General features: G+C 54.4%; 22 protein-coding genes. 8 read left to right on the top strand and 14 right to left on the bottom strand.

Features of this window, described 5'->3' with window-relative positions:
• Nucleotide 1: 1 nt before the first annotated feature.
• Nucleotides 2–1,141, bottom strand: a complete 1,140-nt coding sequence (locus tag ACQG19_RS22480; protein WP_129327544.1) for an efflux RND transporter periplasmic adaptor subunit — start codon at nt 1,139–1,141, stop codon at nt 2–4.
• 386 nt (nt 1,142–1,527) lie between these two features.
• On the opposite strand from ACQG19_RS22480, the gene envR reads away from it, so the two are divergent.
• Complete coding sequence (gene envR, locus ACQG19_RS22475; protein WP_129327543.1) at nt 1,528–2,247, top strand: acrEF/envCD operon transcriptional regulator; 720 nt, start codon at nt 1,528–1,530, stop codon at nt 2,245–2,247.
• On the opposite strand, the gene ACQG19_RS22470 is transcribed toward envR, so the two are convergent.
• From ACQG19_RS22470 to ACQG19_RS22410, 13 genes are all read right to left on the bottom strand, one after another.
• Entirely contained in the window at nt 2,163–4,244 is a 2,082-nt protein-coding gene (locus ACQG19_RS22470) for a putative bifunctional diguanylate cyclase/phosphodiesterase (RefSeq protein ID WP_047023144.1), read from the bottom strand. The genes envR and ACQG19_RS22470 overlap by 85 nt on opposite strands.
• 139 nt (nt 4,245–4,383) lie before the next feature.
• Nucleotides 4,384–4,548, bottom strand: a complete 165-nt coding sequence (locus ACQG19_RS22465) for a DUF2556 family protein (RefSeq protein ID WP_013098997.1) — start codon at nt 4,546–4,548, stop codon at nt 4,384–4,386.
• Between the two features lie 180 nt (nt 4,549–4,728).
• On the bottom strand, nt 4,729–5,025 hold the full coding sequence (fis, locus tag ACQG19_RS22460) for a DNA-binding transcriptional regulator Fis (protein ID WP_000462905.1): 297 nt from the start codon (nt 5,023–5,025) through the stop codon (nt 4,729–4,731).
• Between the two features lie 23 nt (nt 5,026–5,048).
• A complete protein-coding gene (gene dusB, locus ACQG19_RS22455) occupies nt 5,049–6,014 on the bottom strand; it encodes a tRNA dihydrouridine synthase DusB (RefSeq protein ID WP_013098996.1) in 966 nt (321 codons plus the stop codon).
• Between the two features lie 329 nt (nt 6,015–6,343).
• Nucleotides 6,344–7,225, bottom strand: a complete 882-nt coding sequence (gene prmA / locus ACQG19_RS22450) for a 50S ribosomal protein L11 methyltransferase (protein ID WP_014833498.1) — start codon at nt 7,223–7,225, stop codon at nt 6,344–6,346.
• Between the two features lie 11 nt (nt 7,226–7,236).
• Nucleotides 7,237–8,688 carry a sodium/pantothenate symporter gene (gene panF / locus ACQG19_RS22445; protein WP_020687390.1) on the bottom strand — a complete coding sequence of 484 codons (1,452 nt, stop codon included), beginning with the start codon at nt 8,686–8,688 and terminating at the stop codon, nt 7,237–7,239.
• A complete protein-coding gene (locus tag ACQG19_RS22440) occupies nt 8,678–8,920 on the bottom strand; it encodes a YhdT family protein (protein ID WP_013098993.1) in 243 nt (80 codons plus the stop codon). Before ACQG19_RS22440 ends, panF begins: the two co-directional genes overlap by 11 nt.
• 108 nt (nt 8,921–9,028) lie before the next feature.
• Nucleotides 9,029–10,378 carry an acetyl-CoA carboxylase biotin carboxylase subunit gene (gene accC, locus ACQG19_RS22435; protein ID WP_003860388.1) on the bottom strand — a complete coding sequence of 450 codons (1,350 nt, stop codon included), beginning with the start codon at nt 10,376–10,378 and terminating at the stop codon, nt 9,029–9,031.
• A 10-nt stretch (nt 10,379–10,388) separates the two neighbouring features.
• Complete coding sequence (gene accB, locus ACQG19_RS22430; protein ID WP_013098992.1) at nt 10,389–10,853, bottom strand: acetyl-CoA carboxylase biotin carboxyl carrier protein; 465 nt, start codon at nt 10,851–10,853, stop codon at nt 10,389–10,391.
• A gap of 21 nt (nt 10,854–10,874) precedes the next feature.
• The gene (aroQ, locus tag ACQG19_RS22425) at nt 10,875–11,327 is read right to left on the bottom strand and encodes a type II 3-dehydroquinate dehydratase (protein ID WP_013098991.1); all 453 of its coding nucleotides are present in this window, start codon (nt 11,325–11,327) and stop codon (nt 10,875–10,877) included.
• A 233-nt stretch (nt 11,328–11,560) separates the two neighbouring features.
• Nucleotides 11,561–12,160 carry a protein-methionine-sulfoxide reductase heme-binding subunit MsrQ gene (gene msrQ / locus ACQG19_RS22420; protein WP_246932432.1) on the bottom strand — a complete coding sequence of 200 codons (600 nt, stop codon included), beginning with the start codon at nt 12,158–12,160 and terminating at the stop codon, nt 11,561–11,563.
• The gene (gene msrP, locus ACQG19_RS22415) at nt 12,161–13,162 is read right to left on the bottom strand and encodes a protein-methionine-sulfoxide reductase catalytic subunit MsrP (RefSeq protein ID WP_040021899.1); all 1,002 of its coding nucleotides are present in this window, start codon (nt 13,160–13,162) and stop codon (nt 12,161–12,163) included. It abuts the gene before it with no gap.
• A 77-nt stretch (nt 13,163–13,239) separates the two neighbouring features.
• On the bottom strand, nt 13,240–14,214 hold the full coding sequence (locus tag ACQG19_RS22410) for an MDR family oxidoreductase (protein ID WP_062729657.1): 975 nt from the start codon (nt 14,212–14,214) through the stop codon (nt 13,240–13,242).
• Between the two features lie 181 nt (nt 14,215–14,395).
• Between ACQG19_RS22410 and csrD the strand changes: the two genes are divergently transcribed.
• From csrD to yhdP, 7 genes are all read left to right on the top strand, one after another.
• Complete coding sequence (csrD, locus tag ACQG19_RS22405) at nt 14,396–16,336, top strand: RNase E specificity factor CsrD (protein WP_013098987.1); 1,941 nt, start codon at nt 14,396–14,398, stop codon at nt 16,334–16,336.
• 282 nt (nt 16,337–16,618) lie between these two features.
• Nucleotides 16,619–17,662: a rod shape-determining protein MreB gene (mreB, locus tag ACQG19_RS22400; RefSeq protein WP_000913396.1), complete on the top strand. Its 1,044-nt coding sequence runs from the start codon at nt 16,619–16,621 to the stop codon at nt 17,660–17,662.
• Between the two features lie 61 nt (nt 17,663–17,723).
• Nucleotides 17,724–18,728 (top strand): rod shape-determining protein MreC, encoded by a 1,005-nt coding sequence (mreC, locus tag ACQG19_RS22395; protein ID WP_013098986.1) that lies wholly within the window; start codon nt 17,724–17,726, stop codon nt 18,726–18,728.
• Entirely contained in the window at nt 18,728–19,216 is a 489-nt protein-coding gene (mreD, locus tag ACQG19_RS22390) for a rod shape-determining protein MreD (RefSeq protein WP_013098985.1), read from the top strand. The genes mreC and mreD overlap by 1 nt, the downstream gene beginning before the upstream one ends.
• A 9-nt stretch (nt 19,217–19,225) precedes the next feature.
• On the top strand, nt 19,226–19,819 hold the full coding sequence (locus tag ACQG19_RS22385; protein WP_222169058.1) for a Maf family protein: 594 nt from the start codon (nt 19,226–19,228) through the stop codon (nt 19,817–19,819).
• On the top strand, nt 19,809–21,278 hold the full coding sequence (gene rng, locus ACQG19_RS22380) for a ribonuclease G (protein WP_014833490.1): 1,470 nt from the start codon (nt 19,809–19,811) through the stop codon (nt 21,276–21,278). The genes ACQG19_RS22385 and rng overlap by 11 nt, the downstream gene beginning before the upstream one ends.
• A gap of 41 nt (nt 21,279–21,319) precedes the next feature.
• Nucleotides 21,320–25,120 (top strand): AsmA2 domain-containing protein YhdP, encoded by a 3,801-nt coding sequence (gene yhdP, locus ACQG19_RS22375; RefSeq protein ID WP_161657234.1) that lies wholly within the window; start codon nt 21,320–21,322, stop codon nt 25,118–25,120.
• Nucleotides 25,121–25,194: the final 74 nt, after the last annotated feature.

The raw sequence follows: 25,194 nt of genomic DNA, 5'->3' as shown, positions 1-25,194 counted from the left end.
CTTAACCGGCTGGAGTCGTAGAGGTATCGGGTGTGGCGACGACGGTAGCCCCAGGTTTGGCTTTTTGTAACCCACTGACAATCACGCGGTCACCGTTTTTCAGCCCCTCTGTGACCAGCCAGCGATCGCCAATGGCCTGAGAGGCAACGACGGTGCGTGACTCAACCTGGTTTTTGTCGTTAACAATCAGGACAGTTGCATCCCCACGCGGCGTGCGGGTGACGCCTTGCTGTGGGATCAGAATCGCATTCGGCTGCGTACCCTCATTAATGCGGGCGCGTACAAACATTCCCGGTAACAGCAGGTGTTGCGGATTCGGGAAAATCGCCCGCAGAGTGATGGAGCCAGTGCTTTCATCAACCGTCACATCAGAAAACTGCAGCGTGCCTTTTAGCGGATAGGGCTGACCATTCTCCATCAACAGCTCGACGGTGCTGGTGGTCTCCCCTTTTTGCAGGCTTGTCTGCTTCAGACGCATAAAATCATTGCTGGACTGGGTGACATCGACATACATCGGATCCAGTTGCTGTACCGTTGCCAGGGCGTTTGCCTGGCCGTTGGTGACGAGAGCTCCCTCGGTCACGCTGGATTTACCAATGCGACCATCGACGGGAGAGGTGACTTTGGTATAGGCAAGGTTGATGTGTGCGCTTTCAACTCCTGCTTTTGCAGCAACGACGCTGGCATCCGCCTGCTGAGCCGTTGCAACGGCCTGGTCGTACTCCTGCTTACTGACATACTGTGTGCCCACCAGCGGGAGATAACGTTTCACCGTCAGGTGCGCAATATTGGCTGTCGCCTGGGCTTTCGCCAGCTCTCCTTTTGCGCTGTCATACGCCGCCTGATAGCTGGCGGGATCGATCTGATAAAGTGACTGGCCAGCTTTGACATCGCTGCCTTCGGTGAAATTGCGACGCAGGATAATGCCGCTAACCTGAGGACGCACTTCCGCAACGCGAAACGCATCTGTTCTGCCCGGCAGCTCTGTTGTCACAGTGAGGGGGGCACTTTTGACAATGTGTACACTCACCTGAGGCGGCTGCGGTTGATGTTGCTGATTTTCCTGCCCATCGCATCCGGCAAGCAGTGCGGCGCAGACAATAAAACCGGTTAAGGGCAAGCGTCTGAAATGATTCGTCATTACTGTTCCTTTAAATACCCATTAACCGATATTTCCGTGGATCGGTGACAGGGCAGGGGACAAAAACAAAAAATGTAGCTGCGTATAATAATGAGGGTATTTAATGTTTTTTAATTTATAAGTGCGGATAAATGCGGCAGGAAAGAAAATCAGAAGAAGGCTTTGCGTTTACAGCAATATACTTTAACAAAAGTAATCAGGAGAGTGATGTTTCATAGAGGGCATTCATCTGTTTTGTGAATTTAATTATTGGTATGTATTTACCTCAGTTATAAATAAAGCGAATTGACTTTTTTTGTGCAGAATTCACCTTGTCTTTCATGAATACTTCCGATTACAAAACCCTACTAAACAGCTTAATTCTTGTGAGTAACGAGTAGTCGTCCATGGCGCGTAAAAAGAAAGCAGAGGCTCAACAAACCCGTCAACAGCTGATTGAAGCGGCTATCGGGCAGTTTGCGACACGTGGCGTAACCAACACAACGCTGACGGATATCGCCGATGCGGCAAAGGTGACGCGTGGGGCCGTCTATTGGCATTTCACCAGTAAAACAGAGATATTTAATGCTATCTGGGAACAGCAATTGCCGCTTCGCGATCTCATTCGCGACAGACTTTCTCTTTCCGAAAAAGATGATCCCTTGTTAATGCTTCGTGAGCAATTTATCACTGCGTTGCAATATATTGCGCATGAGCCTCGCCAGTGCGCGCTGTTACAGATTTTGTATCATAAGTGTGAATTTACCAGTGATATGGTTTCCGAGTATGAAATCAGGAAACGTATTGGTTTCAACAATGATTTTCTGCGTGCGACACTGGAGCGCTGTATTTCACGAAACATCATTTCTTCGCAGGTGAATGTGGATTTAACGTTGATAGTGTTCCACGGATTTTTTAGCGGAATAATTAAAAACTGGTTAATGAATAACGACAGCTTCAACCTCTATCAACAGGCACCTGCTCTGGTCGATAACATTCTGGCGACACTCCCGGTGATGGGCGTGTCGCCACGTGAGGAGGCTTACGACTCGGTGTCGGGCAAGATCTCTCCCTGCTCGCAAAGCGTTTCAATGGTCTGCGCGCTGACAGGTTTTCCTAACAAATAGCCCTGAAGGGTATTACAGCCCAGTTCCGTCAAAAAGGCTTGCTGTGCTTCGGTTTCCACCCCTTCAGCCACCACTTTCAAATTCAGCGTTTTCGCCAGGGCGACAATCGCGGAGACAATGGTCGCATCTTCGCTTTCTCCACTGAGCTCTTTTACAAACGCCCTGTCGATTTTCAATTCACAGGCGGGTAAGCGTTTAAGATACAGCAGGCTCGAGTAGCCGGTACCAAAGTCATCAATAGAGGCTTTTACGCCTGCATTCGTCAGCTCTGTCAGCACCCGCACGCTCTCATCCGGGTTACTCATCGCAGTGGTTTCCGTCACTTCAAGGATCAGCATTTCTGGCGGCACCTGGTGACGTGTCAGACAATCAAGCACCGTACTCACCAGCGAAGGTTGTTCAAACTGAAGTGTCGACAGGTTCACCGCCATTGACCAGTTTTGATGCCCTTTAAGGTGCCATTCCCGCAACTGGCGGCAGGCTTCGTTGATAACCCAGTTGCCAATAGGAATGATCTGTCCCGTTTTTTCCGCCAGCGGCAGGAACAGGTCTGGCGTCAGCAATCCCAGCTTCGGGTGTTGCCAGCGCAGGAGTGCCTCAAACCCGAGTACGGGGCCTGCCGGTGCGTGGAATTTGGGCTGATAATGCAGCTGTAGCTCATTACGATCGATGGCCAGCCATAGATCGTTCATCAGCTGCAGATGGGTTTGCGCCAGCGTGTTCATGGAGGGCTGGAAAAAGTGATAACCGTTACGGCCCATATGCTTGGTGTGGTACATCGCCGCATCGGCGTTAAACATCAGCTCGCGATCGGTTTTGCCATCGTGAGGATAAAGCGCAATGCCAATACTGAGGGTCACCACCAGTTCATACGGATCCACATTGAATGGACTATCGATAGTGCGCACCAGGGCATTAGCAAGGGAGGCTGCATCGTCCGGCCCCCCAACTTCTGCCAGCAGAACAAATTCATCACCGCCAATACGTGCAAGGGTGTACTGGCCTTTCAGGGGGAGCAGCAGGCGTTGCGTAACGGCAACCAGCAGTTTATCGCCGACATCATGCCCGTAGGCGTCATTGACGGTTTTAAAGCCGTCGAGATCCATAAACATCAATGCGAAATGCGTGCCTTCACGATCTGCTTTGTTGATGGCCTGATCGAGTCGATCTTCCAGCAGGATACGATTGGGCAGGCGCGTCAGCGTATCCTGTAACGCCAGCTGGGCCAGCTCCCGGTTTGCTTCCGCCAGAGACGAGGCGAGGAGAGAGGTGCGCGCCTGCAGGCGCGCATCCAGCATCGACACCAGCAGTGTGATACCAAGGATGGCGAGTGCGACAACGCTCACCAGCACGGCCAGCCAGCTGCCGTTAATCCCCTCATGGTGAGCCATGGTCGACACTGGAAACTGTGCGGCTTTCATCCCCGCATAATGCATTCCGGCAATCGCAATCCCCATCGTGATTGCGGCACCCATGCGCATCAGCGCGACCTGAGCGGCCTCATGACGCAGGCGGAACGTCAGCCACAGTGCGGCGAGCGACGCAGCAAGCGCAATAGCGACTGATATCGCCACCCATGTTTTATCCCAGATAATACCGGGCGTAACCTCCAGGGCCGCCATGCCGGTGTAATGCATGGCCACAATACCGGTTCCCATGACTAGTGCACCGGGCAGCAGACGGCGCAAACGCAGCTGCTCGCAGCTGACAAGCCACAGCGCAAACAAGGATGAACCCACGGCGATAACCATCGATAACCCCGTCAGGGTGGCGTTGTAGCTCATGCTCATGGAGAGATCCATCGCCAGCATGCCGATAAAATGCATCGCCCATACGCCAATACCCATTGCAACACCGCCACCGGCCAGCCAGATGCGCGCTGCCACGCCCTGACTTCCCGCCACACGCGCGGCCATATTCAGCGCGGTATAGGCAGCAAGGATAGCGACAACAAAGGAGAGGACGACAAGGATATGGTTGTATTGGCTAACCAGCATGATCGGTTCAACTCGAGTGTGAGGTTACGCAAGGGCGGTGGTGAAGGGCGAGACATTATCATCGTAAGGTAATGACTCAAAGGGATTTAAATCCCCGTTTTTATTAAGTGATTTCGGGGTTTTTGACGACGTTGGCGGCTCAGTCCAGCTCTGAACAATTGACGAGTTTAAGCGGGTTCACGGAATCCATATTGCGACACTTATCGGTTTCGGTGCTCATCAGTTCAATCCACTGCATCAGCAGCGCATCAAAGAGAAAAACTGAGACAGCAAAGACAACCAGCCACCAGTATTTACGAATCATTATGACATTCCGGAAGAAGAGAGCCAGTAAGGTGGTGGAAATATACACGAAAAGCGGCGGTTGAAAAGTGGGGAAAGCGAAGGTTTACAAAGCGTTGACGGTGGCAGATGTGGAGCAATAAAAAAGGCGCATCCCCATGCCAGGTAGCGCCTTTTTAAACAAGCATTTCGCTAACCGAAATTAGTTCATGCCGTATTTTTTCAGTTTCTTACGCAGAGTACCACGGTTGATACCCATCATCAGCGCAGCGCGGGTTTGGTTACCGCGGGTGTATTGCATCACCATGTCCAACAGTGGCTGTTCAACTTCAGCCAGTACCAGCTCATACAGGTCATTAACATCCTGACCATTCAGTTGAGCAAAATAGTTCTTCAGTGCCTGTTTAACCGAGTCACGCAGGGGTTTTTGAGTTACCTGATCCTGAGAGTTAACGGTAGAAACGGTCAGTACGTCAGAATTTACGCGTTGTTCGAACATAGTTCTGTCAGCTCTTTATTTCATTACGCAAGATTTTCGAAGTATGCCTCCAACGCCTCCAGCTGTTCGCTGGCATCCTCTATGGCGTTGAATGTGCGCCGAAACTGGTCATTTGGAGCGTGCTCCTGGAGATACCAGGAGACGTGTTTACGCGCAATTCGGTACCCTTTTGCCTGGCCGTAGTGGTCATGCAGTTCCCGAACATGCGAACAAAGCAAGCGCTTAACCTCTGCCAGAGGCAGCGGGGCAAGCAGCTCCCCAGTGTCCAGATAATGCTGGATTTCCCGAAAGATCCAGGGTCTTCCCTGAGCTGCACGTCCTATCATCAGAGCATCAGCTCCCGTATAGTCGAGCACAGCTCTGGCTTTAAGCGGGTCAGTAATGTCGCCATTCGCGATAATCGGAATGGAAACTTTCTGCTTAACTGCCCGAATGCTGTCGTATTCAGCTTCACCGTTGAACAAACAGGCGCGAGTGCGTCCATGAATGGTCAGGGCCTGAATGCCACAGTCTTCGGCCAGTTGGGCAATCTCTACACAGTTACGGTGTTCCGGCGACCAACCCGTGCGAATCTTCAACGTAACAGGAACGTCCACTGCGCTGACAACCGCCGTCAGGATTGACTTCACCTGGTCGGGGTATTGCAGAAGGGCTGAACCTGCAAGCTTGCGATTCACTTTTTTGGCCGGGCAACCCATGTTGATATCAATAATCTGGGCGCCACTTTCCACGTTAATCCGCGCGGCATCTGCCATCTCTTCAGGCACACTTCCGGCGATTTGCACGGTGCGAATACCTGGTTCATCAATGTGCACCATCCGAAGGCGGGATTTATCGCTTTCCCAGACCTGCGGGTTAGACGACATCATCTCGGAAACGGTTAAACCGGCTCCCATCTCATAACACAGCGTCCTGAACGGCCGGTCGGTAATACCTGCCATTGGGGCTGCGATCAGGCGATTTCTGAGCTGGTGGTGTCCGATGCGCATGAGTTAAGAAATGACCATACTGTGACTGCAAGGCGGCGTATATTACGCATTTTTTGCACGAGATGAAAGGCCAAACTTTGAACAATCCACTGTTGTAGATCAAGGAATCGCCACCCAGTCACAATGATAAAAATTATTTTTTATTTAAATCATTATGTTATGTATTAAAGGCGATTTTATGACCGCTTACAATTTCCCGTAACTTCTCATCATTTCTCAAAAAATGAATCCGTTGAGCGGGATATTCTGCTGTTTTTAGCAGCAGATTCTCCCGCTTCTATGCGATCTGCGTCGCATTTTAGAACATCATCTCAGTACGAAAAATGTTCTTATTTTTTACGGCCCGTGATGCGGCACCACTCTTCTTTTTCCACCACCGGATCGAGGGTGAAGAGATCGGCGTAGGCTTCGCAAACGCTGTCAGCCTGGCTTGCCAGGATCCCGGACAGCCCCAGCAGACCGCCCTCAACGGGCAGCACGCTGATTAACGGTGCAAGCTCGCGTAATGGGCCCGCCAGGATGTTAGCGACCACCACATCGGCTTTCATGGCCTCTGGCTGCGCGTCCGGGAGATACAGCTCAAGGCGATCGGAAACGCCGTTACGCTCGGCGTTATCACGACTGGCCTGAATAGCCTGCGGATCGATATCGATCCCGATGGCTTTTGCGGCGCCCAGCTTCAGTGCGGCAATGGCGAGGATCCCGGATCCACAGCCGAAGTCGATCACGGTTTTCCCTTCCAGATCCAGACCATCCAGCCACTGCAGACACAGTGAGGTGGTCGGATGGGTGCCGGTACCGAATGCCAGACCCGGGTCGAGCATCACGTTGACCGCGTTTTCATCGGGAACTTCGCGCCAGCTTGGGCAGATCCACAGACGCTTGCCAAACTGCATGGGGTGGAAGTTATCCATCCACTCGCGTTCCCAGTCTTTGTCTTCCAGTTGTTCGATTTTGTGCGCAAAACCCGCGCCCAGCAGAGGATGATGTTCCAGAATCGCGACCACTTCTTTCATGTCGGTTTCGGCATCAAACAGGCCAATCACGTCGGTATCGCCCCACAGGCGCGTTTCGCCCGGCAGCGGCTCAAAGACTGGCGTGTCATGCGTGTCCTGGAAGGTGATAGAGACCGAGCCGGCCTCCATCAGCGCATCGCTCAGCTCTTCGGCGTGAGCGCCGGTTGTGTTCAGTTTTAGTTGGATCCACGGCATGGCAAAACTCTTTATTTATCAGTAGACATCATAGCGGGTTGTGGGACGGGTTGACCGAAACGGTTCCCCACCACAAACGCCAGTAAACTTAACAGTAACGAAGGCACAATTGGATGGAAGCCCAGGTACTGGATCTTAAAGGTGGCGAGCACGGCGTACACGACACCGCCAACAATCATGCCGCTTAGCGCGCCCGCAGCATTCGCGCGTTCCCAGTACAGGCCAAGCACCAGCGGCCACAGGAAAACAGCTTCAAGGCCGCCAAACGCAAGCAGGTTCAGCCAGATGATCATCTCCGGTGGACGCCAGGCGGCCAGCAGCAGCAGCGCCCCTAATAACAGCGTGATCACCGCAGACATCCGCTTTAAGCGTCGTTCGTTTTTCAACTGCTCGGGACGCAAATTCAGATAGAGATCTTTGATAATCGTAGCGGAACTTTGCAGCAACTGAGCGTTGATCGTCGACATAATGGCGGCCATCGGTGCGGCAAGGAAAATCCCGGCAGCAAAGGGGGGGAGGACTTTAACCATCAGGGTAGGGATCACCAGGTCGGGCACGGTAAGATCTGGGATCACCGCACGACCTAATGCACCCGCCAGATGCATTCCCAGCATCAGTATCGCCACCACAATGGTCCCGATAATAATGCCGCGATGGACCGCTTTACTGTCCTTATAGGAGATACACCGTACAGCGGTATGCGGCAGTCCAATGACGCCGAAGCAGACCAGCACCCAGAAGGAGGTCATAAAGGTGGGTGAAAGAATGTCATCTGCGCCCTCTGGAGTGACCAGTTTCGGGTCAATCGCTTCCAGGGTTTCAACAGCATGGCTCAGGCCGCCTGCCGCATGGACAATCCCCACCAGCAGCACAATGGTTCCGATGAGCATCACCATGCCCTGCAGGGTGTCGTTCAGTACGCTGGCGCGGAATCCACCAAACGCCGTATAAAGCGCGATACTGATCCCAAAGATAAGCAGGCCAGTCTCGTAAGGGATCCCTGCTGCGGTTTCAAGCAGACGTGCACCGCCAATAAACTGCACCGTCATCGCACCCACAAAGGCGACCAGCAGGCTTAGACTTGCCAGCCATACCAGTAAACGGCTGCGGTAGCGGGCAAACAGCATGTCGTTCAGCGTCACGGCATTATAGCGACGCGCCAGAATAGCGAACTTCTTGCCGAGTATACCCAGCGAAAGCCAGATAGCCGGGAGCTGGATCATCGCCAGCAGCACCCAGCCTAACCCATATTTATAGGCTGCCCCGGGACCGCCAATAAATGAGCTGGCGCTGATATAGGTGGCGGTGAGCGTCATCGCTAACACAATGCCGCCCATTGAACGGCTGCCGAGGAAATATTCGTTCAGGAAGGTGCCGGTTGCCCTTTTGCGCATGGCATACACGGACACGCCAAACACGACCAACAAATACGCGATAAGCGGCAGAATGACTTCAAGCTGCATCGTCGTCCTCCAGCGGGATATCGCGATAAATGAATTTCACCATTGCCCAGCACAGCAGGATAAAAATCAGCGGTACCAGCAGACAGGCCATTTCAAACCAGTGAGGCAGGCCGGTGATGCCAATTGCAGAATCAGGTAAGTAAGCGGTTACCAACCATGCGGCAAGATAGAGAAGGGTCAGCCACAGCGCCCAGCGCGCTTCTTTATGGGCCTGAACAAAACGTTTGTCCATTTTTTGTCCCTTGTGGATGAAGAAAGCGGGGATTGTACATGATGGGCCTTGACGATCCCCAGAAATAAAAAAGGCCGGTTAAACCGGCCTTTTAGCATAGATGCTTTCTTACTTCTCGTTGAGACCGAGTTTTTTCTCCAGATAGTGGATGTTCGTCCCACCATTCTGGAAGTGCTCGTCGCTCATGATGCGCATCTGCAGATCAACGTTGGTTTTGATACCGTCGATGATTAGCTCCTGCAGGGCGTTCTTCATGCGGGCAATCGCCACGTCACGGTTTTCGCCGTAGCAGATAAGCTTACCGATCATTGAGTCATAGTACGGCGGTACGGTGTAACCGGCGTAGATATGAGACTCCCAACGCACGCCAAAGCCACCCGGCGCGTGGAAACGCGTGATTTTACCCGGGCTTGGCAGGAAGGTATTCGGGTCTTCGGCGTTGATACGGCACTCGACCGCATGGCCTTTGACCACTACTTCTTCCTGTTTGATGGACAGAGGCTGGCCGGCAGCGATACGCAGCTGCTCTTTGATCAGGTCAACGCCGGTGATCATTTCGGTAACCGGGTGTTCAACCTGAATACGGGTGTTCATCTCAATGAAGTAGAACTCACCGTTTTCGAACAGGAATTCGAAGGTACCCGCCCCGCGATAGCCAATGTCGACACACGCTTTGGCACAACGCTCGCCGATGTAGCGACGCAGTTCCGGGGTAATGCCCGGTGCTGGTGCTTCTTCGACCACTTTCTGGTGACGACGCTGCATGGAGCAGTCACGTTCTGCCAGATAGATAGCGTTACCCTGACCGTCAGCCAGCACCTGAATTTCGATGTGGCGTGGGTTTTCCAGGTATTTTTCCATGTACACCATGTCATTGCTGAAAGCTGCTTTCGCTTCCGCTTTGGTCATGGAGATGGACTGTGCCAGTTCAGCGTCGCTGCGCACTACGCGCATACCGCGACCGCCGCCGCCGCCGGACGCCTTGATGATCACCGGGTAGCCAATGCGTTTAGCATGTGCACGGTTTGCATCCATGTCGTCAGTCAGCGGGCCGTCAGAACCTGGAACGGTTGGAACACCGGCTTTTTTCATCGCGGTGATTGCAGACACTTTGTCACCCATCAGGCGGATGGTGTCAGCTTTCGGGCCGATGAAGATAAAGCCAGAGCGTTCAACCTGCTCAGCAAAGTTGGCGTTCTCGGAGAGGAAGCCATAACCCGGGTGAATTGCCACCGCGCCAGTGATTTCAGCGGCGCTGATGATTGCCGGGATGTTCAGATAGCTTTTTACGGACGGAGCCGGGCCGATACAGACCGTCTCATCCGCCAGCAATACGTGTTTTAAATCGCGGTCCGCGCTTGAGTGCACAGCGACAGTCTTGATGCCCAGTTCTTTACAGGCACGAAGAATACGCAGTGCGATCTCGCCGCGGTTGGCGATAACAATTTTATCCAGCATGTTCGCCTCGTTACTCGATGACGACCAGCGGCTCGTCAAATTCTACCGGCTGACCACTTTCGACCAGAATCGCCTTCACAGTACCTGATTTGTCTGCTTCGATCTGGTTCATCATTTTCATGGCTTCAACGATACACAGGGTATCGCCTACGTTGACTTTCTGACCCACTTCGATGAACGCCTTCGCGTCCGGGCTCGGGGTGCGGTAGAAAGTACCAACCATTGGGGAACGTACGATGTGACCACTGATTTCTGCTGCAGCGGCAGGTGCGGCTTCAGTTGCGGCTGGTGCAACGGCTGCAGAGAGCGCAGGCTGCTGCACTGGCGCAGCATAAGCTTGCTGCATTACCGGGAAGCTAGCGGCTGGGGCTGCACGGCTGATGCGTACAGACTCTTCGCCTTCAGAAATTTCCAGTTCGGAGATGCCTGATTCTTCAACCAGCTCGATCAGTTTTTTAATCTTACGAATATCCATGAGTGGGTTCCGTACTCTTGTTTAGTGTGATTGTGACAGGCGTTTTACCGCTGTCTGTAAAGCGTATGAATAACCGTCTGCGCCCAGTCCGCAGATAACGCCAGCGGCGATATCCGACAGATACGAATGGTGGCGGAACGGCTCTCGGGCGTGCACGTTGCTGAGGTGGATCTCGATAAACGGGATACTCACCGCCAGCAGTGCGTCGCGGATAGCAACACTGGTGTGCGTAAACGCGGCCGGATTGATCAGGATATAGTCCACAGTGTCTTTAGCCTGATGAATACGGTCGATGAGTGCGTACTCCGCGTTTGACTGAAAATGATCCAAATCCACATTCAATGACGCTGCTTCCGTGCCCAAACGGTTAACAATTTCACTCAATGTCAGCGTGCCGTACTTCTCTGGCTCACGGGTGCCGAGCATGTTCAGGTTCGGTCCGTTTAAAACTAAGATTCGGAATTTTTCTGCCATTGTGTCGCTATCTCCTGCGAATCTCGGGTAAAAACCAAAATATACCTTTGAAACGCGAAAGTCACCTGATGACTTTCCTAAAATGCATTCAGGAAAACCAAAGTCGCACATTATAACGATTTCGTAGCATTTGGCAGCTAAATACTGGTCTTATCAGGGAAGATTATCAACCGCTATCCGAAAAAGAATGGCGGTTGATAAGTAATCTGCGGGAAAACGCACAGTTTCGCGAACTATCGTAACCACTGGCGGAACTTCTTGTAACGCCATGCTAAAAGCGCCAAAGCCAGCAGCGCGTAGAGGATGGGTTGAGGCGAGAGGATCTTCACGGACCACAGATAATGGATGGGTGCGAGGATCGCGACAAGATAGACGAAGTTGTGCAGCAACTGCCAGCGCTTACCCAGTTTTCGCTGCACATATTGCGTAGATGTCAGCGCTAATGCCAGCAACACCAGCCAACTGACAATGCCCAGCGTCAGATAAGGACGCGTGACCAGTTCGCGGCCCAGCAGTGCCAGGTTGTTAATCCCCAGTTCCAGCAGCGCGTAGCTGGTCAGGTGCAACGTGGCCCAGGCAAAACACCATAGCCCTAAAAGCCGACGTGTGCGTATCAATAATGGCTGTTTAGCGTAGCGCGCCAGCGGCGAAACCAGCAAGGTCGCCAGTAAAAATTTCAGAGCCATCCGACCGGTAAAGTGCTGGATATCTTTAGCCGGATCGGCACTAAAGAGCCCCTGGCTGGCGGCCCAGAACAACCAGATAAAAGGGAGCAACCCGGCTAAATGCAGCAGCACTTTCAGCCAGGTTACCTGTTTTGCCGTTAAACGCACTCAGAAGTTCTCCCGTAAATTGAGGCCACGGTAGAGCGACGCCACTTCATCCGCATAGCCGTTAAAAAGCAGCGTGGGCTGACGCTTCACATCCAGCGCCCCGCCGGAACCGATAAACCGTTCCGTCGCCTGCGACCAGCGTGGGTGATCGACATGCGGGTTCACGTTGGCGAAGAAACCGTATTCGTCCGGCGCGGCGAGATTCCATGTTGTGGGCGGACGCTCACGGGTGAGCTTAATACTGACGATCGATTTAATGCCCTTGAAGCCATATTTCCACGGTACCGTTAGCCGGATGGGGGCGCCGTTCTGCGGCGGGAGCGCTTTACCGTAAACGCCGACGGTCAGAAGGGTAAGAGGATGCATGGCTTCGTCAAGGCGTAATCCTTCTACATAAGGATATGCAAGCCCACCGCCGATGAACCGGTCCTTCTGGCCTGGCATCTCGTCCGGGGCGTAACGCGTCTGGAATGCGACATATTTCGCATTGCTGGTGGGTTCAACCATTGCCAGCAGCTTATGCAGCGGAAAACCTACCCACGGTACCACCATCGACCAGGCTTCCACGCAGCGCATACGATAAATGCGTTCCTCTAACGGGAAACGGGTGGTGAGATCGTGGTGATCCAGCGTTAAGGGTTTTGCCACTTCGCCGTCAATTTTCAACGTCCACGGATCGGTTTTCATGCTGCCTGCATTGGCCGCAGGATCGGCTTTATCAAGCCCAAATTCGTAGAAGTTGTTATAACCGGTGACCTTATCTTCTGGCGTGAGCGTCAGTTTGTTTTGCCACTCGGCAGGTTTCGTAAAGGTGAGCGGGGCACCTGAAGGGGCTTTTGGCCGATCGTTGCCTTTAAACCAGTCGAGCAAATCAGCGTGAGCCGCAGGTGTGAGCGTCAACGCGGTGGCACTGATGCCAAGCATTTTCAGGATCTGGCGGCGCTGTAACATAAAGACAGATTCGGACGTTACGTCGGCTTCCGTCAGTTTTCGGGTTTTCATGGCATCCTCCGTCATGCGTTTTTCTAAGCATGACGGAGGAGAAGGATTAGCGCGAATATGTCACGAAAATTTGAAGATTAGGCAATTTTTACCAGCGCGCGGCCATGAAACTGATTATCCATGATCTTACCGGCATATTCCGGCGCCTGGCTGAGGGCGATTTCGGTTGCACTCTGCGTGAAGAAGGACTCAGGCAGGTCGCGTACCAGACGCTCCCAGGCTTCTGCACGACGGGCCGCCGGAGTCATGACGGAATCCACACCCTGCAGGCGCACGTTACGCAGGATAAAGGGCATAACGGTGGTTGGCAGCGCAAAACCGCCCGCCAGACCGCAGGCCGCCACGCAGCCACCGTAGTTCATCTGCGCCAGCACTTTTGCCAGCACGTTATTTCCGACGGTATCCACCGCTCCGGCCCAGATCTGTTTTTCCAGCGGACGGGTTTCGGCAAATTCGTCGCGGCCAAGAATGCGGCTGGCACCAAGCTGACGCAGGTAGTCATGGGTGCTTTCACGGCCTGAGACCGCGGCGACCTGATACCCCAGTTTGTGCAGTAAAGCCACCGCCGTGCTGCCAACGCCACCGCTGGCCCCGGTCACGACTATCTCGCCTGACTCAGGGCGGATACCGGCATCTTCAAGGGCCATGACGCACAGCATGGCGGTAAAGCCTGCGGTACCGATAATCATCGCTTTGCGGCCATCCAGCCCAGCAGGCACGGGCACCAGCCACTCGCCTTTCACCCGCGCCTGCGTTGCCAGCCCGCCCCAGTGATTTTCGCCGACACCCCAGCCGGTGAGCAGCACCTGCTGGCCGGCATGAAACCGCGGATCTTCGCTGGAATGAACGTGGCCTGCAAAATCAATCCCCGGCACCATCGGGAAATTTCGGATGATTTTACCTTTGCCGGTGATGGCCAGGGCATCCTTGTAATTCAGACTGGACCAGTCGATGTCGACGGTGACGTCGCCTTCGGGCAGACGGCTCTCATCAAGGGCTTGCACCGAGGCAACTGTATTGCCGTCCTGCTGTTCTAAGATCAAAGCCTGCATACAGGATCCTCACTATTCTGATGATTGGAAAATGCGTTCTGAAGACTATACTCGCTCAATGAAACGCTATGCCGATTTAACGCAATAAATTGCCAGATACACCAGGTTTGGTAGTATGGCGCATTTGAAATGCAAGTTAGCGCTTACTCGCTACCCATCAACCCACGGAGTAATCTCAAGGATGCGATTAACGACGAAGTTCTCAGCTTTTATCACGTTGCTGACGGGGTTAACCATTTTTGTCACGCTCCTTGGCTGCTCCCTGAGCTTTTATAACGCCATTCAGGACAAGCTGGTCAACCGGGTTGAGTCTGTTGCGTCAGTTATTGATACGCGTCTGATTACCACTCCGCTACCGGAACTCTCCCGCGAGCTGGATGAATTGATGGTACCGGTTGATATTGTGCAGGTCGACATTACGCAGGGAAAGCATCCGGTATTAAGCCATCAGCGTCAGGGGAGCTATCGGCCTGCGGGCGTCGTGAGCCAGTATCGGGAAGTGAATGTCCATTCCCTTAAAAATCCGGGGATGACGATACGCCTGGTCTACCTCGATCCCATGGCCAGCTATTTCCGCTCGATGATGACCACCGCGCCACTCACCGTTGCCGTCGCCTTTATTGTCCTGCTGATTTTTCTTGCGGTTCGCTGGCTACGCCGTCAGCTCTCCGGTCAGGAGCTGCTGGAAAACCGCTCCGTGCGAATACTCAACGGGGAGCGCGGCCCGCAGGTGCGGGGGTCGGTCTATGAGTGGCCGTCCAGCACCAGCAGCGCGCTGGACACGCTGCTTTCCGAAATTCAGTTCGCCAGCGATCAGCGCAGCCGCATGGATACGCTGATCCGTTCCTATGCCGCGCAGGATAACAAAACCGGTCTGAATAACCGCCTGTTCTTTGATAATCAACTGGCCACGCTGCTGGACGACCCGGAAAAAGTGGGAACGCACGGGGTCGTCATGATGGTTCGTCTGCCGGATTTCGATCTCCTGCGCGATACCTGGGGACGCCGCGTGGCGGAAGAGAACCTCTTTACGCTCATCAACTTGCTGTCGACTTTTATTATGCGCTATCCCGGCGCGCTGCTGGCGCGCTATCACCGCAGCGACTTTGCGGTGTTGTTACCCCATCGCACACTTAAGGAATCAGAGAGCATCGCCAGCCAGTTGCTGAAGGCGGTGGATGCGCTGCCGCAGAGCAAAATGCTCGACCGGGATGATATGGTGCATATGGGGATCTGCGCCTGGCGCGGCGGGCAGTCAACTGAACAGGTGATGGAGCATGCGGAAGCGGCAACCCGTAACGCAGTGCTGCAAGGGGCGAACGGTTGGGCGGTATATGACGATTCCCTGCCTGAGAAAGGGCGTGGCAATGTGCGCTGGCGTACCCTGATTGAACAAATGTTGAGCCGCGGTGGCCCCCGCCTTTATCAAAAACCAGCGGTGATGAAAAACGGCCATGTTCACCACCGTGAATTAATGTGTCGCATTTTCGACGGCACGGAAGAGGTTATTTCGGCGGAATATCTGCCGATGGTCCTGCAATTTGGACTCTCCGAAGAGTATGACCGTCAGCAAATTAGCCGACTGATTCCGTTTTTATCTTTTTGGCCTGAAGAAAGTCTGGCATTACAGGTGACCGTCGAGTCGTTAATTCGCCCGCGTTTTCAACGCTGGCTGCGCGATACATTAATGCAATGCGAAAAATCGCAACGCAAACACATTATTTTTGAACTTGCAGAGGCGGATGTTGGTCAACACATCAGCCGGTTACGTCCGGTGGTACGTTTGATCAATGCGCTGGGTGCGCGTGTGGCGGTGACACAGGCGGGCCTGACGCTGGTCAGTACCAGCTGGATCAAGGAGCTGGATGTGGAATTATTAAAGCTACATCCGGGGCTGGTCAGGAATATTGAAAAGCGCACGGAAAACCAGCTGCTGGTGCAGAGTCTGGTGGAAGCGTGTAAGGGAACGCGAACACAAGTATTTGCCACGGGCGTGCGCTCCAGAGGCGAATGGCAGATGTTGACAGAGCGTGGTGTGATGGGTGGTCAGGGGGATTTTTTTGCCGCCTCTCAGCCGCTTGACACCAATGTGAAAAAATATTTGCAAAGATACTCTGTTTGACCTGCCGTTTACGCTGTTTTCACGTAGAATATCGCGCCTGTAGCTTTGAGTATGACGAGCAAAAAGCCAGTGAACGACCTTTAGCGGGTTACAAATGAAAGTGAGGAACGCTACTGTGTACTCAGCCCTGAGGGAGTCAGGGGATGAATTTGTAACAGAAGGAAACGTACTGCACAAATTTTCACCGCAGCAGGTGATTTTTGCGCCTTGTCGCTGCTGCGTGTGGTTGGTAAAGTAAGCGGATTTTGTTTTCCGCCCCAGCTTTCAGGATTATCCCTTAGTATGTTGAAAAAATTTCGTGGCATGTTTTCCAATGACCTGTCCATTGACCTGGGTACCGCGAATACCCTTATTTATGTAAAAGGACAAGGCATCGTATTGAATGAGCCTTCTGTTGTGGCCATTCGTCAGGATCGTGCCGGCTCGCCGAAAAGCGTAGCCGCAGTGGGTCATGACGCGAAGCAGATGCTGGGTCGTACCCCAGGTAACATCGCCGCGATCCGCCCAATGAAAGACGGCGTTATCGCTGACTTCTTCGTGACTGAAAAAATGCTTCAGCACTTCATCAAGCAGGTTCACAGCAACAGCTTCATGCGTCCAAGCCCACGTGTGCTGGTTTGTGTGCCGGTCGGTGCGACCCAGGTAGAACGTCGCGCAATTCGCGAATCTGCTCAGGGTGCGGGCGCGCGTGAAGTGTTCCTGATTGAAGAGCCAATGGCTGCGGCTATCGGTGCAGGCCTGCCTGTTTCTGAAGCTACCGGTTCGATGGTGGTTGATATCGGTGGTGGTACCACTGAGGTGGCCGTTATCTCCCTGAACGGCGTGGTTTACTCCTCTTCCGTGCGTATCGGTGGTGACCGTTTCGACGAAGCGATCATTAACTACGTGCGCCGTAACTATGGCTCCCTGATCGGTGAAGCGACCGCTGAGCGCATCAAGCACGAGATCGGTTCTGCTTATCCGGGTGATGAAGTTCGCGAAATCGAAGTGCGCGGCCGTAACCTGGCGGAAGGTGTGCCACGCGGCTTTACCCTGAACTCCAACGAAATTCTGGAAGCGCTGCAAGAGCCGCTGACCGGTATCGTGAGCGCGGTGATGGTTGCGCTGGAACAGTGCCCGCCTGAACTGGCGTCCGATATCTCTGAGCGCGGTATGGTTCTGACCGGTGGTGGTGCGCTGCTGCGTAACCTCGACCGCCTGTTAATGGAAGAGACAGGTATTCCTGTCGTAGTTGCAGAAGATCCACTGACTTGCGTCGCCCGTGGTGGTGGCAAGGCGCTGGAAATGATCGACATGCACGGCGGCGACTTGTTCAGCGAAGAGTAGTCATGGTGAAAGGGTAGCGAATCGCTACCCTTTCTCTCTGACACGAGAATACGCATAGCCTATGAAGCCAATTTTTAGCCGTGGCCCCTCGCTACAGTTTCGCCTGATCCTGGCGGTTCTGGTTGCGCTTGGTGTCATTATTGCCGATAGCCGCCTCGGTACGTTCAGCCAGATCAGAACGTACATGGATACCGCCGTCAGTCCTTTCTACTTTATATCCAATGGTCCCCGTGAACTGCTCGACTCCGTTTCTCAAACGCTGTCCTCACGTGACCAACTCGAACTTGAAAACCGGGCATTGCGCCAGGAACTGCTGCTGAAAAACAGCGAACTGCTGATGTTAGGGCAATACAAGCAGGAAAATGCGCGTCTGCGTGAGCTGCTTGGATCGCCGCTGCGTCAGGATGAGCAGAAGATGGTGACGCAGGTGATCTCCACCGTAAACGATCCTTACAGCGATCAGGTGGTGATCGACAAAGGTAGCGTGAATGGTGTGTATGAAGGTCAGCCTGTTATCAGTGATAAAGGTGTGGTGGGCCAGGTGGTCGCCGTCGCCAAACTGACCAGCCGTGTACTGCTGATCTGTGATGCCACCCATGCGCTGCCTATTCAGGTTCTGCGTAACGATATTCGCGTCATTGCGGCGGGTAACGGCTGCACGGACGATCTTCAGCTGGAGCACCTGCCAGCCAACACGGATATCCGTGTGGGCGACGTGCTGGTCACCTCCGGTCTGGGTGGACGTTTCCCTGAAGGGTATCCGGTTGCGGTTGTCTCTTCTGTGAAGCTTGATACGCAGCGTGCCTACACCGTGATTCAGGCGCGTCCAACGGCGGGTTTACAGCGTCTTCGCTACCTGCTGCTGCTGTGGGGAGCCGACCGTAACGGTGCCAACCCAATGACGCCTGAAGAGGTGCATCGCGTTGCCAATGAGCGCCTGATGCAGATGATGCCGCAGGTTCTTCCTGCTCCGGATGCGATGGGGCCACCTGCGCCAGTACCCGCGCCGGCGACCGGGATAACGGATGCGCCGCCACCGCCTAAACTCTCATCCGGAGGGCAGTAGTGGCCAGTTATCGTAGCCAGGGACGCTGGGTTATCTGGCTCTCGTTTCTCATCGCGCTGTTGCTGCAGATAATGCCCTGGCCGGACGACATTCTTGTTTACCGGCCAAACTGGGTATTGCTCATTTTGCTCTACTGGATCCTTGCCCTGCCGCACCGCGTAAATGTTGGCACAGGCTTTGTAATGGGTGCCATACTGGATCTCATTAGTGGCTCAACGCTGGGTGTTCGTGCGTTATCCATGAGCATCATTGCATATCTCGTTGCACTCAAATTCCAGCTCTTTCGTAACCTCGCGCTCTGGCAACAGGCGCTGGTCGTGATGTTGTTGTCGCTTGCCGCGGATATCGTTGTTTTCTGGGCAGAGTTTTTAGTGATCAACGTCTCTTTCCGACCCGAAGTATTCTGGAGTAGTGTAGTCAACGGTGTGCTCTGGCCGTGGCTGTTCCTGCTGATGCGTAAGGTTCGCCAGCAGTTTGCTGTGCAGTAAAAGGTTTCTATGACGTCTATCTATCTTGCCTCCGGTTCTCCACGTCGTCAGGAGTTGCTCACGCAGTTGGGCATCGCTTTTGAACGTATCGTTACCGGCATCGAAGAAAAACGTGCTGAGGGCGAAAGTGCTCAGCAGTATGTTTCTCGCCTGGCGCGTGAGAAAGCGCAGGCTGGCGTTGCGTGCGTGCCACGCGACCTGCCGGTACTGGGGGCGGATACCATCGTTATCCTTAACGGTGAAGTGCTTGAGAAACCGCGAGACGCTGAGCATGCAGCACATATGCTGCACAAAATGTCCGGGCATACGCATCAGGTGATGACCGCGGTGGCGCTGGCGGACAGCAAGCACGTGCTGGATTGTCTGGTGGTGACGGATGTGACCTTCAGAGTACTGACCAACGACGAGATCGCCGCGTATATTGCCAGCGGTGAACCGATGGATAAAGCAGGTGCATACGGTATTCAAGGGCTGGGTGGCTGTTTTGTCAGGAAGATAAATGGCAGCTATCACGCCGTAGTCGGCTTACCGCTGGTGGAAACGTATGAGTTGCTGAGCAATTTTAACTCACTGCGTGAGGGAAGGGATAATTATGACGGCTGAATTGTTGGTAAACGTAACGCCATCGGAAACCCGTGTGGCCTACATTGATGGTGGCATTCTTCAGGAAATTCATATTGAGCGTGAAGCGCGACGCGGAATAGTAGGCAATATCTACAAAGGTCGTGTCAGCCGCGTACTGCCGGGTATGCAGGCGGCTTTTGTAGATATTGGACTGGATAAGGCGGCATTTTTACATGCCTCCGATATCATGCCGCATACCGAGTGTGTCGCAGGCGAAGAGCAAAAGCAGTTTGCCGTACGCGACATTTCGGAGCTGGTACGTCAGGGGCAGGATCTGATGGTGCAGGTGGTGAAAGACCCCCTTGGCACCAAAGGCGCCCGTCTGACAACCGACATCACATTACCTTCCCGTTACCTGGTCTTTATGCCCGGCGCGTCGCACGTGGGGGTTTCCCAGCGTATTGAAAGTGAAAGCGAGCGCGAGCGCCTTAAGAAAGTGGTCAGCGCCTACTGCGACGAACAGGGCGGATTTATCATCCGAACCGCCGCCGAAGGGGTTAGCGAAGAGGATCTGGCATCCGATGCGGCTTACCTGAAGCGCGTCTGGACCAAGGTGATGGAGCGTAAAAAACGCAACCAGACCCGCTATCAGCTGTACGGTGAGCTGGCGCTTGCCCAGCGCGTGCTGCGTGATTTTGCTGATGCTCAGCTCGACCGAATCCGCGTGGACTCGCGCCTCACCTACGAAGCGCTGCTCGAATTTACCGCTGAGTACATTCCGGAAATGCCTGGCCTGCTGGAACATTACACCGGGCGTCAGCCAATCTTCGATCTCTATGATGTCGAAAATGAGATCCAGCGTGCGCTGGAGCGCAAGGTTGAACTGAAGTCCGGCGGTTATCTGATCATCGATCAGACCGAAGCAATGACCACCGTGGACATCAACACCGGTGCGTTTGTCGGTCATCGCAACCTGGATGACACTATCTTCAATACCAACATTGAAGCGACACAGGCCATTGCGCGCCAGCTTCGTCTGCGCAACCTGGGTGGCATTATCATCATCGACTTTATCGATATGAACAATGAAGACCATCGCCGTCGTGTGCTGCACTCGCTTGAGCAGGCGCTGAGTAAAGATCGCGTGAAAACCAGCATTAACGGCTTCTCACAGCTGGGGCTGGTGGAAATGACGCGTAAACGGACCCGTGAAAGTGTGGAACATGTGCTGTGTAACGAGTGTCCAACCTGCCACGGACGCGGCACCGTAAAGACGGTGGAGACCGTCTGCTATGAGATCATGCGTGAAATTGTCCGCGTTCATCATGCCTACGACTCCGATCGTTTTCTGGTCTATGCTTCCCCTGCGGTGGCTGAAGCGCTGAAAGGTGAAGAGTCGCACGCGCTGGCGGAAGTGGAAATCTTTGTCGGCAAACAGGTAAAAGTACAAATTGAGCCGCTCTATAACCAGGAGCAATTTGACGTCGTCATGATGTAAGACGCAGTTCGCTGCGTGAAAAAGCTGACAAGGAGAGATGCGTGAGGCGATTGCCGGGGATTTTACTGCTTACAGGGGCAACGCTTGTCGTGATTGTCGCGCTGCTCGTGAGCGGGCTGCGCCTCGTTTTACCGCATCTGGACAGCTGGCGTCCGCAGGTGCTGGCGAAGATCGAATCCGCCACCGGTGTGCCGGTTGACGTAAGCCAGGTCAGCGCCAGCTGGCAAAACTTTGGCCCGACGCTGGATGCCCGGGACATCAGTGCCAGCCTGAAAGATGGCGGCTATCTGAAAATCAAACGCGTGACCCTGGCACTGGATGTCTGGCAAAGCCTGCTGCACATGCGCTGGCAGTTCCGCGATCTCACCTTTTATCAGCTTCAGTTTTTGACCAACACGCCGCTCTCCGGCGGGGATAACACGCAGAGCCTTGAAGCCAACCGCCTGAGCGATCTCTTCCTGCGTCAGTTCGATCATTTCGATCTGCGCGACAGCGAAGTAAGCTTTATAACCCTTTCCGGCCAGCGCGCCGAACTGAAGATCCCGCAACTGACCTGGCTTAACGGCAAAGAGCGTCACCGTGCCGAGGGGCAGGTGAACCTCTCCAGCCTGAACGGCCAGCACGGGGTCATGCAGGTCCGTATGGATCTGCGTGACGACGACGGCTTGCTCAACAACGGCAAGGTGTGGCTGCAGGCTGACGACGTGGATGTGAAGCCGTGGCTCGGCGACTGGCTGCAGCAAAACATGCAGCTGGAAACGGCCCGTTTTAGCCTGGAAGGCTGGATGACCCTGACGAAAGGCGTTTTCGCCAGCGGCGATATCAGGCTGAAGCAGGGCGGTGCAAGCTGGCAAGGCGAAAGCAAGCAGCATCAACTCTCTGTAGATAACCTCACCGCACATGTGACGAAAGAGAAAGGGGGCTGGCAGTTTGCCATCCCGGATACGCGCATCACCATGGACGGCAAACCCTGGCCGCGCGGCGCGCTGACGCTGGCATGGATGCCTGAGCAGGATGTCGGCGGCACGAATAATAAGCGTAGCGATGAGCTGCGTATCCGCGCCACGCATCTCAATTTGGCGGCCATTGAAGGGCTGCGCTCCATGGCAGCGAAGCTCTCTCCGGATTTGGGTGACGTTTGGCTGGCAACGCAGCCAAGTGGGGAAATTGACGCCCTCGCGCTGGATATCCCGCTGCAGGCAACCGAGAAAACCCGCTTCCAGGCGACGTGGAAAGATCTGGCCTGGAAACAGTGGAAACTGCTGCCGGGGGCTGAGAACTTCAGCGGCAAGCTGGAGGGCAGCGTTGAGAACGGCAGGCTGACCGTTGAGATGCATGACGCCAAAATGCCTTATGAAACGGTCTTCAGGGCACCGCTGGAAATTGAAAAAGGCAACGCGGTGCTTAACTGGCTGCGCAATGATAAGGGCTTCCAGCTTGATGGCCGCCATATCGATGTGAAAGCCAAAGCGGTTCATGCCCGCGGGGATTTCCGCTATTTAAAGCCTGAAGGTGAAGAGCCGTGGCTGGGTATTCTGGCGGGGATCAGCACCAGCGACGGTTCTCAGGCCTGGCGTTACTTCCCGGAAAACCTGATGGGTAAAGCGCTCGTGGACTACCTGAGCGGGGCGATCCAGGGCGGTCAGGCGGATAACGCCACCCTGGCCTATGGCGGTAATCCGCATCTTTTCCCATACAAACATAACGAAGGTCAGTTCCAGGTGCTGGTGCCGTTGCACAACGCTACCTTTGCGTTCCAGCCGGGTTGGCCTGCACTGAAAAACCTCGATATCGAGCTTAATTTTCTCAATGACGGGTTGTGGATGAAGTCAGACAGCGTCGCGCTGGGCGGCGTGACGGCCACCAACCTGACGGCAAATATCCCCGATTACTCAAAAGAGAAACTGCTGATTGATGCCGATATCAACGGGCCGGGCAAGGCGGTCGGTCCCTATTTTGAAGAGACGCCGCTGAAAGCTTCGCTGGCTGCCACGCTTGAGCAACTCCAGCTTGATGGCGATGTGAATGCTCGCTTACATCTGGATATCCCGCTGGACGGCGAAATGACCACCGCCAAAGGTGACGTCCGCCTGAACAACAACAGCCTGTATATCAAACCGCTGGAAAGTACGCTGAAGAACCTCAGCGGACAGTTCAGCTTTGTGAACGGCAACCTGAAGAGTGAGCCGCTCACAGCCAACTGGTTCAATCAGCCCGTCAACATCGACTTCTCGACCACCGAGGGGGAGAAGGCCTACCAGGTGGCTGTCAATCTGGACGGTAACTGGCAACCCTCGCGGATGGATGTACTGCCGAAACCCATTCAGGAGTCGGTTGATGGTGCAGCCGCCTGGAAGGGGAAGGTGGATATTGAACTGCCCTACCACGCCGGTACGAAGTATAAGGTCGACCTTACTGGCGATCTGAAAAATCTCAGCAGCCAGTTGCCTGCACCGCTGGATAAACAGGCCGGACAGGCGCTGCCCGTGAAGCTTAACGTCGTGGGCAACCTGAACAGCTTCGAGTTAACCGGCAGCGCGGGTGGCACGAATCATTTCAACAGCCGCTGGCTGCTCAACCGTAAGCTGACGCTGGACAAAGCCATCTGGACGACGGACAGCCGAACCACGCCTCCGCTCCCGGATCACCAGGGCATTGAGCTGAATCTCCCGCCGATGGATGGCGCGCAGTGGCTGGCGCTGTTCCAGAAAGGTGTCGGGCAAAACGTGGATGAGGCGGCGCAGTTCCCGCAAACCGTCACCGTGCGCACACCGTCGCTCACGCTGGGTGGGCAACAGTGGAACAACCTGAGTATCGTCTCTCAGCCCACGGCTAACGGCTCGAAAGTAGAGGCTCAGGGCAGGGAGATCAACGCCACCCTGACCATGCGCGATAACGCCCCGTGGCAGGCGGCAATCCGCTATCTCTACTACAACCCGGCAACGGCGGGCGGGAAAGATCAATCGACTCCGGCATCGCCGTTGAGTAACACTTCCCGCGTGGACTTCAGCGGCTGGCCGGATCTGCAACTGCGCTGTGCTGAGTGCTGGCTGTGGGGACAAAAATATGGCCGCATTGACGGTGACTTCGCGATTCAGGGCAACACGCTGAGCCTCACGGGTGGGCTGGTGGATACCGGCTTTGGTCGTCTGACGGCCGCGGGCGAGTGGGTGAATAACCCAGGCGAACAGCGCACCTCGCTGAAAGGCGACATTAAGGGTAACAAACTGGATGCAGCAGCCAATTTCTTTGGTATCAGCACGCCGCTGCGCGGCTCGTCATTTGACGTCGATTACGATCTTCACTGGCGTGACGCGCCGTGGAAGCCGGATGAAGCCTCGCTTAACGGCATACTGAAAACCCGCTTCGGAAAAGGTGAAATTGCCGATGTGAGCACGGGACGCGCCGGGCAGATCCTGCGTCTCCTGAGCTTTGATGCACTGCTGCGTAAGCTGCGTTTTGATTTCAGCGATACCTTCAGTGAAGGGTTCTACTACGATTCCATCCGCAGTACGGCATGGATCAAGGACGGCGTTATGCATACGGACGACACGCTGGTGGACGGCCTGGAAGCGGATATCGCCATGAAGGGCTCGGTTAACCTTGTACGTCGCGAGCTGGATATGGAAGCCGTGGTGGCACCAGAAATCTCCGCGAGCGTGGGAGTGGCAGCTGCCTTTGTGGTGAACCCGATTGTTGGTGCTGCGGTGTTTGCCGCCAGTAAAGTGCTGGGGCCGCTGTGGAGCAAAGTCTCTATTCTGCGCTACCGCATCACCGGTCCGGTGGATAAACCGCAGATTAATGAAGTGCTGCGCCAGCCGCGCAAAGATGCACAGCAATGATTTGACGTGGGCAGGTAATTGCCTCACTCTCAATAAATACGATCTTTATACCGCCACAGGCGGCAACGAACGAG

This window comes from Enterobacter cloacae complex sp. 277I4 (assembly GCF_050031465.1).
In the GTDB taxonomy this organism is placed as follows: Bacteria; Pseudomonadota; Gammaproteobacteria; order Enterobacterales; family Enterobacteriaceae; genus Enterobacter; species Enterobacter cloacae.
This window is presented reverse-complemented; position numbering and strand designations above follow the sequence as displayed.